Annotated in this window: 18 protein-coding genes; 17 read left to right on the top strand and 1 reads right to left on the bottom strand. The window is 28.4% G+C overall.

The features are described 5' to 3' along the window. The first annotated feature begins 8 nt into the window (after positions 1-8). The 15 genes from NSQ15_RS07260 (at position 9) to NSQ15_RS07190 (ending at position 9155) form a co-directional block, all read left to right on the top strand. Positions 9-419 (top strand): hypothetical protein, encoded by a 411-nt coding sequence (locus NSQ15_RS07260; protein WP_340747059.1) that lies wholly within the window; start codon positions 9-11, stop codon positions 417-419. Next, complete coding sequence (locus tag NSQ15_RS07255; protein ID WP_070451277.1) at positions 416-973, top strand: YopX family protein; 558 nt, start codon at positions 416-418, stop codon at positions 971-973. Before NSQ15_RS07260 ends, NSQ15_RS07255 begins: the two co-directional genes overlap by 4 nt. Then, positions 966-1502 (top strand): dUTPase, encoded by a 537-nt coding sequence (locus tag NSQ15_RS07250; protein ID WP_070451275.1) that lies wholly within the window; start codon positions 966-968, stop codon positions 1500-1502. Before NSQ15_RS07255 ends, NSQ15_RS07250 begins: the two co-directional genes overlap by 8 nt. Positions 1503-1544: 42 nt before the next feature. Then, entirely contained in the window at positions 1545-1802 is a 258-nt protein-coding gene (locus NSQ15_RS07245; RefSeq protein WP_070451272.1) for a hypothetical protein, read from the top strand. Positions 1803-1831: 29 nt separating this feature from the next. Beyond that, a complete protein-coding gene (locus NSQ15_RS07240) occupies positions 1832-2326 on the top strand; it encodes a sigma factor-like helix-turn-helix DNA-binding protein (protein WP_070451270.1) in 495 nt (164 codons plus the stop codon). A gap of 203 nt (positions 2327-2529) precedes the next feature. Then, a complete protein-coding gene (locus NSQ15_RS07235; protein WP_070451269.1) occupies positions 2530-2751 on the top strand; it encodes a hypothetical protein in 222 nt (73 codons plus the stop codon). A gap of 76 nt (positions 2752-2827) precedes the next feature. After that, positions 2828-3256: an HNH endonuclease gene (locus tag NSQ15_RS07230; protein WP_070451267.1), complete on the top strand. Its 429-nt coding sequence runs from the start codon at positions 2828-2830 to the stop codon at positions 3254-3256. Next, a complete protein-coding gene (locus NSQ15_RS07225) occupies positions 3243-4517 on the top strand; it encodes a PBSX family phage terminase large subunit (protein WP_047447314.1) in 1275 nt (424 codons plus the stop codon). The genes NSQ15_RS07230 and NSQ15_RS07225 overlap by 14 nt, the downstream gene beginning before the upstream one ends. A 12-nt stretch (positions 4518-4529) precedes the next feature. Then, positions 4530-5978, top strand: coding sequence for a phage portal protein (locus tag NSQ15_RS07220; protein WP_340747058.1), 1449 nt, complete (start codon positions 4530-4532; stop codon positions 5976-5978). Then, positions 5968-7494, top strand: a complete 1527-nt coding sequence (locus NSQ15_RS07215; protein WP_340747057.1) for a minor capsid protein — start codon at positions 5968-5970, stop codon at positions 7492-7494. The genes NSQ15_RS07220 and NSQ15_RS07215 overlap by 11 nt, the downstream gene beginning before the upstream one ends. Continuing rightward, the gene (locus NSQ15_RS07210) at positions 7491-7628 is read left to right on the top strand and encodes a hypothetical protein (RefSeq protein ID WP_072324149.1); all 138 of its coding nucleotides are present in this window, start codon (positions 7491-7493) and stop codon (positions 7626-7628) included. The genes NSQ15_RS07215 and NSQ15_RS07210 overlap by 4 nt, the downstream gene beginning before the upstream one ends. A gap of 370 nt (positions 7629-7998) precedes the next feature. Then, positions 7999-8157 (top strand): hypothetical protein, encoded by a 159-nt coding sequence (locus NSQ15_RS07205; RefSeq protein WP_155979877.1) that lies wholly within the window; start codon positions 7999-8001, stop codon positions 8155-8157. Between the two features lie 69 nt (positions 8158-8226). After that, positions 8227-8475, top strand: a complete 249-nt coding sequence (locus NSQ15_RS07200; RefSeq protein ID WP_029055418.1) for a hypothetical protein — start codon at positions 8227-8229, stop codon at positions 8473-8475. 54 nt (positions 8476-8529) lie between these two features. Next, on the top strand, positions 8530-8781 hold the full coding sequence (locus NSQ15_RS07195; protein WP_029055417.1) for a hypothetical protein: 252 nt from the start codon (positions 8530-8532) through the stop codon (positions 8779-8781). Positions 8782-8957: 176 nt separating this feature from the next. Then, complete coding sequence (locus tag NSQ15_RS07190; protein ID WP_017637898.1) at positions 8958-9155, top strand: hypothetical protein; 198 nt, start codon at positions 8958-8960, stop codon at positions 9153-9155. Positions 9156-9522: 367 nt separating this feature from the next. Here NSQ15_RS07190 and NSQ15_RS07185 read toward each other — a convergent pair whose 3' ends face one another. Next, the gene (locus tag NSQ15_RS07185; RefSeq protein ID WP_340747056.1) at positions 9523-10548 is read right to left on the bottom strand and encodes a threonine aldolase family protein; all 1026 of its coding nucleotides are present in this window, start codon (positions 10546-10548) and stop codon (positions 9523-9525) included. Positions 10549-10777: 229 nt separating this feature from the next. On the opposite strand from NSQ15_RS07185, the gene NSQ15_RS07180 reads away from it, so the two are divergent. Both NSQ15_RS07180 and cls read left to right on the top strand, forming a co-directional pair. Next, positions 10778-10981 carry a hypothetical protein gene (locus NSQ15_RS07180; protein WP_029055415.1) on the top strand — a complete coding sequence of 68 codons (204 nt, stop codon included), beginning with the start codon at positions 10778-10780 and terminating at the stop codon, positions 10979-10981. A 30-nt stretch (positions 10982-11011) separates the two neighbouring features. Next, positions 11012-12493, top strand: a complete 1482-nt coding sequence (gene cls / locus NSQ15_RS07175; protein WP_070451259.1) for a cardiolipin synthase — start codon at positions 11012-11014, stop codon at positions 12491-12493. Positions 12494-12648 lie beyond the last annotated feature (155 nt).

Raw genomic sequence — 12648 nt, 5'->3', positions numbered from 1 at the left:
GGAATAAAATGTCAAAAATTAAACGTAAAGTAGAAATGAATTTACATAAATTAATTGAGTGGGCTTGGGAAAACAATATTAAAAATCAAGGATTTATAAGTAACAGAGATGAATTAGTATATTTCAATGATTTCGGAGATTTTGATACATGTGGAGATTTTATAGTGAAAGATTCTTTCTTTGAAGTAGAAATTGAAGAACCTTTAACACTAGAAACTCAACTTTTTGGAGTAGTTGCCATGGGGAGAGATGTTGACGAAAAATGGCATTCAACTGAAGGTGTTTTTAAAGAAATTTCAATTAAAGAAATATTGAGTGTGACCACTGATGAACTAATTCAAGATATTACTATTCATCATTACGACAAAGTGACGAAGGAATTTGTTTGTATATATAAAAATGGGGCGATGGTGGAATGATACTGAAATTTAGAGAATGGGACGCAGTAAGAGAAGAAATCTTTCCAGGAAAAGGTATGAGTTATGGTGTGAGAGAAGATTTTGATGATTCATTCAAAATTACATTCAGCCACATGGAAGATTTAGACATTATTAATGGTGATGGTTCTATAAATAGAGTTGTGATGATGTCTACAGGACTTAAAGATGTGAATGATATTGAGATATACGAAGGAGATATTGTACGTATTTTTTCTAGCGATGGTATAGATTATAACGCTCAAATCATTTTTAAAGATGGTGGCTTTTGTGCAATAGATGGAACTAAAGATAATTATTCTACTATTCGTTATAAATTATGTGAATTTGATTTGAATTTAGATGTCATCGGTAATATTTATGAAGATTTTGAGTTATTGGACGAGGATTTAGTAAATGTTGAAAGAAAAGCAAAAGTATTTGATGAAATACAAAGCAATCTCAGCCACGTATTAGATTTAGGAAAGTATGAAACATTGGATTATAAAGATTGTCAGATATTAAAAATTATTTTACAGGAGGTTAATAATGACTAATCAATTAACAGTAGATCAATTACAAGAGTTATTACAGATACAAGAGGACTTTGACGGTAGAATACCGACACTTAATTTGCAAGATAGCAAGATTGCATATGTAGTTGAATTTTTTGAATGGTTTGACACATTAGAAACGTTCAAGAACTGGAAGAAGAAACCAGGCAAACCGTTAGATGTTCAACTAGACGAGTTAGCGGATATGTTGGCATTTGGATTAAGTATTGCGAATCAAACAAGTTCAAATGCTAAAGAAATAGTTGAATCAATAAAAGAAAGCTTTAAAGATGAACTATTTAAAGAAATGTTTGATTTTAATAATAAAGAATTTGCTAAAGATGCAATTTTAGGTTTACCTGATTTGGTTTATAACGAATTTTATCCTGACTATTTCACTGTTGTTGTGGTGTTCGATATAGCATACAACATTTACTCTATTGACCAACTCATCGATGCATACAAAAAGAAAATGAAACTTAACCATACTAGGCAAGATGGAATTGCAGATATAGACAAAGGTTACGTTTAAGGTATCAAGGTATTTATAAATAAGTGAAGAAGGTGCTTTTCAATGACAACAATAATCACATTAATTAGTTTAGCTATATGTATTAGTATATTTTACTTAATGTCTATAGTTTCTATTTATTATTTAAGACTTATATTAGGTATTGTACTGAGTTTTGGAATAACATTTTTATTTACATTTTCAATTTTATTTGAGCAATTAAATTTAGTTTTACCAATTTTAATATTCGTTATGTTAATAGAAATTATTGATTTGAGAATTAAAGTTAGGAAACAGTTTGAAGACAGTGAATCAATTTAAGAATTAAAACATCAGGAGAGAACGACAACATGAGAGATTTATTAATAGAGTATAGGAATACCAGGTTGAACGTACTTAATAAAATTAAAGAACTGGAACAAAATAATACAGATGAAATAGATGACTTAACTGTTTATAAAGATATATTAAAAGATATTGATTACACTATCGAATGGTTAACTACTGGACATGAACCTGGAAACTATAATGCTATTGATAAATCTCAATGTTATTTAGTAGATCAACAAGTTTTAGAAAAAGCTTGTGATGAATCTATGTATAAAAAAGTATCTAATATGGAATATCATGATGTTATTGATGATATGGATAATCAAATAAGTTATGCGCTAATGAAACTTACGACTAAAGAGTTGGAATGTTTTATCATGGTTAAGTGTGAGCATTTATCTTATAGAGAATGTGCTGATTTATTAAATATAAAAATTGGTACAGTTCAAAACTTTTTAAAAAGAGCGCAAAAGAAAATTGATAATGAATTGATAGAGAATTTATTTTTATTATGAATTTTTGTCTTAATCTTGATACATATATAGGAGAAGTGAAATTCTCCAAGGTGTCCTAAGATTTTTGACATTATATGTTCTCCTCCCTAAACCTATCTGAGAGAAAAATCGGGTAGGTTTTTGCTATTTAAATCTATGGTAATTTAATGCATAACAATGTAATATAGTTGTGTAAGGCAAATTAAAACAAAAGGGGAATACAAATGAACAACAAGGAAATATGTCAGTTTTTAGTACAGTATTATGGAAACCCCCTAGGGCAAAACTTACATGCGGTTCCGTCTCACGAACAGATTGAAAGTTTATCTAGAGAAGGTTATATAAAAGTAGAAGGTTATGACGGTACTGAGGAAAGTCTTGATAATATAACAGTTAATATTACCGATAAAGGTAGAGAATATTACGAAAAATATTGTAAATTATAAAATAGCGCCTTAATTGGCGTTTTTTTAATGCAAAAAAATTAAAAAGCTATTAGCGTGAGAGTTGGTGATATATGGAATGGCTAGAAAAGGTTTATATGAAAAATTAGATATTGAAAGTAAATTGGGATTAGTTGAAGGTTGGAAACGTGATGGACTAACTGATGAACAAATTGCTAAGAATTTAAGTGTTTCAAAACATACATTAATTAAATGGAAAAAGAATATACCAGACTTTTTAGACGCCATAAAAAGAGGCAAAGAAGTATCTGACTATGAGTTAGAGAACGCTTTACATAAAAGGGCAGTAGGCTATTATTACGAAGAAGAAACCGTGACAAATAAAGGTAATATAGTAAAAATTAAAAAATATGAACATCCAAATCCTACATCACTAATATTTGCCCTAAAAAATAGATTACCGCATAAATACAGAGATAAAGTGGAACAAGAAATCACTCAGAAAAATATTGAAATCAATATTGGTGAATATAATGACGACGATTAAGTTAAATATTAAATATCCTAATAAGGTGTTTAATAAAAATATATTCGAAATTATTAACGATTATTCACATGTTACTGAAGTACATTATGGTGGTGGTTCAAGTGGTAAATCACATGGCGTTGTTCAAAAAGTAGTATTAAAAGCATTGAAAAAGTGGAAATATCCACGTAAAGTACTTTGGCTTAGAAAAGTCCAATCAACAATAAGTGAAAGTATATTTGAAGATGTAAAAAGCTGCTTAATTGATTTTAAAATTTGGGATTTATGTAAATGGAATAAAACTGATAACAAAGTAGTGCTACCTAATGGCGCTATTTTTTTATTTAAAGGTTTAGATAATCCAGAAAAAATTAAATCTATTAAAGCAGTATCAGATATTGTGATGGAAGAAGCGTCTGAGTTTACTTTAGATGATTACACACAATTGACACTTCGTTTAAGAGAAAGAAAACACTTGAACAAACAAATTTTTTTAATGTTTAACCCAGTATCAAAATTAAATTGGGTTTATAAAGCATTTTTTGAAACTAGTAATCCATTAAAAGATGTATTGATTAGACAATCAAGTTATAAGGATAATAAATTTTTAGATGATATGACTAAAGATACGCTAGAACAACTTGCTAATAGAAATCCAGCCTATTACAAAATATATGCGTTAGGAGAGTTCGCTACATTAGATAAATTAGTTTTTCCAAAATATGAAAAACGAATCATTAATACTGATGAAATTAGACACTTACCATCATATTTTGGACTGGATTTTGGATATATCAACGATCCAAGTGCATTTATTCATGTGAAAGTAGATGTTGAAAATGAGAAACTCTATGTTATTTCAGAGTATGTCAAAAAAGGAATGTTGAACGATGAAATAGCTAAACTTATTAAAAGTTTAGGATTTAGTAAAGAAGTGATAATTGCTGATTCAGCTGAACAAAAAAGTATAGCTGAGATTAGAAAGCATGGTATAGGAAGAATTAAACCTGCAATCAAAGGTAAAGATAGCATTATGGCCGGAATTCAATTTATTAGTCAATTTGAAATTATAGTTGATGAACGATGTTTTAAAACTATTGAAGAATTAGATAACTATACATGGAAAAAAGATAAAAATACCGGCGAATACTATAACGAACCTGTAGATACATATAATCATTGCATAGATGCACTTCGATATTCTGTATGCAATTTAATTTTTAAAGATAAGGAAACTGAAAATAAAATAGATGATTTAACAAGGATTAGAAACATGTTCTAAGGAAGTGAACTGATGACGATTTACACCCAAGAAATTAACAACACAAAGTTCTCTAAAACAGCAAATAATGATTTTTTAATCAGTAATGTAGAACAGTTATTAAAAGAAGAAGTATTACTTAGTTTGGTAAGTAAACATAAAACTGAACAAGTACCAAGGTTAGAAATGTTAGAAGATTATTATTTGAACAGAAATACTGATATTTTAACCGATAACCGAAGAATAAATGATTATAGTGATAAAGCTGACCATAGAGCTGTACATAATTATGCTAAGTATGTCACACGCTTTATAGTCGGTTATTTAACTAGTAATCCTATAACAATTACACATAAAGACGAAAATACAAATGAAAAATTAGTTGACCTTAATAAAGTGAATGATGCAGATGCTACAAATAGTGATTTAGCATTAAATTTATCTATTTATGGTCGAGCGTATGAAATTGTTTATAGAGATACTGATGATAAAGATACATTCAAATTATTAGATAGTAAAAGTACATTTGTTGTATATGACACTTCACTAGATAAAAAGATGATAGCAGGAGTTAGATACTTTAATGTTAAAGATTTAGATAATACACCAATACAAAAAATTGAAGTCTATACAACAAATAAAATCTATTACATAGAAGTTAAAGGCGGCTCTTTCAATTCTATCGATGAAATACCTCATTACTATAATGATGTTCCAATTATTGAATATTTAAATGATCAATTTAAACAAGGTGATTTTGAAAATGTTATTTCTTTAATTGATTTATATGACCAAGCACAATCAGATACTGCTAATTATATGACCGATTTAAATGATGCCATGTTAGCAATTGTTGGAAACATTGAAATAGATGGTGATGAAGCTAAAAAATTTCGACAAGCTAATATGGTTCATGTTAAACCAAGTATCAATGTGAATGGGTCAGAAGGTAATGCAGATGTTAAGTACATTTATAAACAATATGATGTTAATGGCTCAGAAGCTTATAAAACCAGATTACAAAAAGATATTCACAAATATACCAATACACCTGATCTAAGCGATGAGAATTTCAGTGGTGTTCAATCTGGTGAATCAATGAAATATAAATTGTTTGGTCTAGAGCAGGTTAGAGCTATTAAAGAACGTTTATTTAAAAAAGGGTTAATGAAGAGATATAAACTGTTATTTAATATTCTTAATTTAACAGGTGTACATAAGTATGATTATTCAACCATTGATATTACCTTTACACCTAATTTACCTAATTCTTTAAATGAATCAATTGATGCATTCAATTCTTTAAATGGTGGAGTATCTGAACAAACTAGATTGAAATTGTTACCTATTATTGATAATCCACTTGAAGAAATCAAGAAAATGGAAGACGAACAAAATAAAGTAAAAGAAAATAGCTATAATTCATCATTTAAGACACCATTTAGCCGCGAAAATGAAATGACTGATATAAATGTCAGATAATTTAAAATATTGGCTAGAACGTGCTAAAAACGTCATGGACGCTGAATCATTAGTTGATGCACAAGTAATCATTGAAATTGAACGTACCATTTTATTGATGTATGCCGAAATTACAAAAGAATTATTAGCTTTTTATGCAAAATATGCCAAAGATACTGGACTGAGTATTCAAGAAGTTAAGAAAATGGCTGATTCATTTGATGTACTAGCATTTAGTAACAAAGCGAAACAATTTGTTGAGCGTAAAGATTTCAGTGAAGAGGCGAATCAATCGCTCAAACAATACAACTTAACGATGAAAATCTCTAGAGAAAAACTGTTAAAGCAGCAGCTAGATTTGATTGTGAAAGATTCTAGTTTAAATCTTCAAAATAAAATTGAGGATAAGCTAAGTGACGCAGTTAATAGAGAAGTAAAGAGACAAGCACATATTCTAGGTGAACATGTTCAAATTGATGACACTGAAGTGAAAGCAGTCGTTAATAGTAATTTCAAAGGTGTTAAATGGTCTACTAGATTATGGAATGATATGGAACTTGTTCAAAAGGAAGTTGAGAGGGTAACAAGTCATGTCGTTATTCGAGGTCGACATCCTAATGAATTTGTTTCTGAGTTTAAAAAGCAAACCAATTCTACTTCTTATAACGCCAGTAGATTATTAGTAACCGAATCAGCACGTGTACAAACAGAATCACAAAAGATAGCTTATCTTAAAGATTTAGGTGAAGCTGGCGAATATAAATATGTTGCCAAAATAGATAGTAAAACATCTAAATTATGTCATTCACTCAATGGTAAAACATTTAAAGTTAAAGATATGGTTCCAGGTGTGAATGCGCCACCTATGCATCCTTGGTGTAGAAGTACAACAGTGCCACATGTCGGCAGTTGGCGAGACAAGTTCTTTAAAGAGCGTGAAGGTAAATATCAGGTAGAAGATGACACAACCAATGATGAATTACAACAAGCTAAAGTATTAGGAAAGAAAATATATATTACTGATCAAGCAATTGATAAAGTCAGATATGTTGATATTCCAACACATACCAAAGAAGAAAATCAATTTATACAAGAACAACATAAAAAATTACTTAAAGATGCCAAAGAAAATAATGATAGTAATGAAGTAGCATACTTATTAAAAGATGGTAAAGTTACAAAAGTATATGGAAATCAAAATAGTGTATCCTTTGTACCAGGGGAAAAAGCAACCGAATTATTATTTAACAGTAAACCAAATTCAATTGTTATGTTACATAACCATCCTGGACAGTCAGGATTTTCAGAATATGATTTATTTACATTTTTTAAGCATCCATCAATAAAATCAATGACAATCGTTACTAATAAGGGACAAGTAAAATTTATTACCAAGTCAGATAGGTTTCAAGGTAAAATAGTGAGTAAATTTTGTGCTAAATATTTTATGCAAATTAATATTATTAATGATAGCCATATTGAAAAATTATTGAAAAAACTTTATAGTATAAATATGATTATATATAAAGTGAGATGATTTTAATTATGTTAGATTCACAATTAGATGGAAATGTAACTGCAAAAGAATTGAGTGAATCTTTTAAAGAGTTAGTTGAAGAATTTGAACGTATAGAAAAAGCGAATAAGAATTCAAATTCAAAAGATAAATAGCATCCTTTCTACACAAATATATAGAAAGTGGTGCTATTTTTATATATTATTTTAACCTTCCAATGTGAAGGTTATTTTTTATTGTCCAAAACGTGCTGATGACATTTTAGTATCCAATTAACTTTAGAAATTGTAATTGAATACCACAACTAAAAAAATAACTATTGTAGTTATTATATATATTTATAATATAATATTTTTATAAAATTTTCAGTATTCAAAGGTGTTTAAATAGTTTTTACATAACTAGATGGAAATATAATAATGAAAGAATTACGTGAAATTTTGGACAACGAAATTAAGATAGATAAAAAAAGAGAAAGAAAAAGAACAATGATTTTCAAAACAAAATTCAAAATGAGCTGATTATATGAAGAAGCCTATATTAAGGTTAGATGGTGAGATGACAAAAGAAGAACTATTTGATTTTTTAAATATAGATATCGAAGAATATTCGGTCGAAAAGAAACAAGAAAACGAAATGAAAGAATTGACTGATGAAGACTCAATTAAAACTATAGATGAATGAGTAATTTTTAAAATTAATAGTAGGTTAATAGGTAATGTTATTAGTTTTGTTGATCAGAGATGAAAGTGATTGCTAACTTTAAAAATTAAAGAAATAAATGATAAAAGTGTTACATATAAATATTATCCAAATGATGATGAAAATATTAAACCTGGTGTTATTCAAATGGATATAGATAGTCTTCAAATTCTCAATGCCAAAAAATCTGGTATTGAGAATAATACAATAGATAATTATTTCATACATGCAATTGATAGAATACACACGAATACTAATAAGCGATTATTTCCTGATTCTGAACTTGTAGCATGGGGATAAAACACTTATACAGTGATTTAGCTTATTTTTTAATTATTTAAAGGAGTAAAAATTATGGTAGAATTATACAAAGTCAAAGAAAGTGACAATCAAATTGAATATAAATATTTGCCTGAAAATAAAATAAGCAATGGATATGGCCAAGTAATAGTAAATAAAAATAATAATAGAGTTGATAGTTATACTTTGTCGAAATTAGAAATAGATAATGATATTTTGATATATAGAAATCATGTGTATCATGCTATTAAAAAATTTAATATGAATGGTTATTTTCCAGAAAAATATACTGTTGCTTGGTATTAAAATATATATGTGGGTGATATAAATGGTAATACTACAATTAGATGGTAATATACCTATAGAGGATTTAATAGAAGACTTGCAAGAGGATTTGAAAAAATTAAATGAAGAAAATGAATAGTAACAACAATCAGAATTAAGATATGATTTATATTCTTATAAAAATGTAGGTGAGAATATTGCATATAAGAGATGCTTATGGTCATAATGTAAAGGTAATTTTAACAAATGGAGATGAATTAAAAGGTAGAGTAATTGATTATGAAAACCCATTAGAAACAGACACTGGCAATTATGATATGGATCTTAAGACAGATTTGTGTACATACTCTATTGATGAATCCGATATAAAACAAATTGAAATTATAGAAAAGTAAATTTTATTAGGAAGTGGTTATTATGCATTTTGCACAGTTAGATGGTGAAATAACCAATAAATAGTCGCAAGAATTATTGGAAAAAGAATATAAGAAAGCGATAGAATTAGAAAAACAAAAAATCAAAAGATTAGTAGCATCCTTTCAGCATAGATAAAGAGAAAGTGATGCTATTTATATATTCTTTTAACTTTCCAATGTAAAGGTTATTTTTTATTACCCAAAACATACTGATGACAATAAAATACAAAATAGATATCAACTTTCTCAAACATATATACTTACTAAACTTCCTAACCATTAATTCAAATAAAAAAGCATCACTCCACAATAGAATGATGCCCTCTTTAATACCTATATGTATCTACTATATCAACGCTAACAATTGATCTACATTTTCTTCAGTTGTTGCCCAGCTTGTCGCAAATCTTACAACTCGATGTTGATCATCGTATTTTTCCCAAATTGCGAATTTCACTTTTTGCTCTAGTTCTGAAATTTTCTCATTACTTAATATAAAGAATTGTTGATTTGTAGGTGAATCAAAATATAATTGATAACCTTTTTCTAGGAATCCGGCTTTCATTTTATTTGCCATTTCAATTGCATGACGGCTAATTTTGAAATACAAATCATCATTAAATAACTCAAGAAATTGAATTCCTGTTAATCTTCCTTTAGCTAATAAAGCACCGTGATGCTTAATACGTGTTGTAAATTGTTTTGGTTCATTTTGTTTTGTAAATACTATTGCTTCTCCGCAAAGTGCACCAATTTTTGTACCACCAATATAAAATATATCGCAATACTTAGCTACGTCTTCAATAGTTAAGTCTGATTGATCGCTCATTAATCCATATCCTAATCTTTCGCCATCCATAAATAGAGGGAGATTGTGTTTTTGACATACTTTAGATAAAGATTCTAATTCTGGTTTTGTATATAAAGTACCATACTCGGTTGGATGTGAAATATAGACCATTCCTGGAAATACCATGTGATCACGTTTGAAATCACTATTGAAAGTGTCTAAATAGTCCTCAACACCTTTTGCAGTTATTTTTCCTTCAGACGAAGGTATTGCTAAAACTTTATGCCCACTATATTCGATAGCGCCACCTTCATGTACAGCAACATGTCCTGTGTCCGCTGAAATTACACCTTCATAACTTTCTAGTACTGAATTAATGACAACTTGATTTGTTTGTGTCCCACCGACAAGAAATCGAACGGTCGCTTTAGGACAATTGATTCTATTTTTAATTTGTTGGATAGCTTGTTCTGTAAAATGATCGAATCCATATCCTGCTGCTTGAACTCTATTTGTTTCTACTAAACGATTTAATACTTTTTCATGTGCACCTTCTAAATAATCATTTTCAAAAGATAGCATTTACTTTCCCTCCAATAAATCAGTGAAATACTTTTTCAAATAAGCGATATTTTTCTTATTACTTACACGAATGAATATATTATATCTTATTTTAAATTTATTTCAAATATATTCCGAACAATATAATTTTAATGCAAATCGTATTGACATGGTTAAACTTCAATATTAATTGAATTATTAATGAAAAAGACTTATCATTTAATCATCAAAGTGAAAAGGGGAATTGAAAATGGAGCAAATTAAATTTAAAACTTTTACAGAAAGTAGCTTAGATAAATTAGAAAATAGTGTGAATCAATATTTACAATCAGATGAAGGTGCAAGTTATAAGTTATTAAATATTACGATTAAAGAGACTGAAGAACACAGATTTCCGAATATTGAAGAAGATTTTAATGCGGTTGTGACTTTAGTTAAAAATGATAAAAATTAAAAGATAAAATGTTGTTAGGAGATTATGTTTATGGAACTAAGGTTTTCTCATGATTTGGGTATGCTATTTACAATATTATTAGTTATAGGTTTTGTAATTAATATTATTTTAGCGTTTATAATTATATTTTTAGAAAGAAATCGTCGTAGTGCTAGTTCAACTTGGGCATGGCTATTTGTATTATTTGTATTACCATTAATTGGTTTTATTCTATATTTATTTTTCGGACGCACAGTGTCTAAAAGAAAATTAGATAAAAATAACGGTAATGAATTAGATGCATTTAATGAACTTATAGATAAACAAATCAAAGAATTTGATGAAAAAACTTATGATACCGACAATCAATTAGTAAAGAAACATCATGATTTAGTTCGAATGTTATTAATGAACCAAGATGGTTTTATTACTGAAAATAACCATCTAGATTTATTTACTGATGGACATGAACTTTATGATCAAATGCTTGAAGATATTCGCAATGCGAAAGATTACATACATTTAGAATATTTTGGATTTGAGTTAGATGGTTTAGGAAAACGTATCATCAAAGCCTTGGAAGAAAAACTTAAAGAAGGATTAGAAGTTAAGTTACTATATGACGATGTTGGATCTAAAAAGATTAGTAGAGCTAACTTTAAACATTTCAATGAGCTAGGTGGAGAAGTGGAAGCATTCTTTGCCTCTAAATTACCTATCATTAACTTTAGAATGAATAACCGTAATCACCGTAAAATTGTTGTTATCGATGGCCAAGTTGGTTATATTGGTGGGTTTAATGTAGGTGATGACTATTTAGGTTTAGGTAAATTAGGTTACTGGAGAGATACTCATTTTAGAATTAAAGGGAATGCTGTAGATGGATTGCAAACACGATTTATGATGGATTGGAATTCTCAAGCACATAGACCTCAATTTGAATATAATGATAAGTATTTTCCGAAGAAACAAGTACAAGATGGACATGTACCAATGCAAATTGTGGCAAGTAGTCCAGCGGAAGATTGGCATCAAATTGAATTTGGTTATACTAAAATGATTATGAGTGCTAAGAAATCTATTTATATTCAAACACCTTATTTTATACCAGATAATTCTTATATTAATGCCATCAAAATGGCTGCAGCTACTGGTATCGAAGTACATATGATGATTCCTAGTAAGCCTGACCATCCATTCGTATACTGGGCTACATTTGCTAATGCAGCACAGTTATTAGAAAGTGGAGTACATATCTACACTTACGAAAATGGATTCTTACATTCTAAAGTATGTTTAATTGATGATGAAGTTGTTTCTGTAGGGTCTGCTAATATGGACTATAGAAGTTTCGAACTTAACTTTGAAGTTAATGCATTTGTTTATGATGAAAAAATGGCTAAAAAGATCAAGCATGCATATAAAGAAGACATTAAAAAGTCAAATGAACTTACACTAGAAGGATATAAAAATCGTTCTCTAAAAATTAAGATTAAAGAAGATTTGGCGAAATTAATTTCACCAATATTATAACCTTAGAATCTGTCACATAAAGTGGCAGATTTTTTTATTTTACGGTATTAATATTATGTAAACTTGATGACAAATGTCATATAAAGTAGTGACATTAACCACTATTTATATAATTATTTAATTGTTAATCTTAATTTATTAATTGAGAGAGGTGA

This window comes from Staphylococcus sp. FSL W8-0774, assembly GCF_038006785.1.
Lineage (GTDB): Bacteria > Bacillota > Bacilli > Staphylococcales > Staphylococcaceae > Staphylococcus > Staphylococcus pasteuri.
The sequence above is the reverse complement of the archived record's forward strand: the minus strand, read 5'-3'. Positions and strand labels throughout refer to the sequence as shown.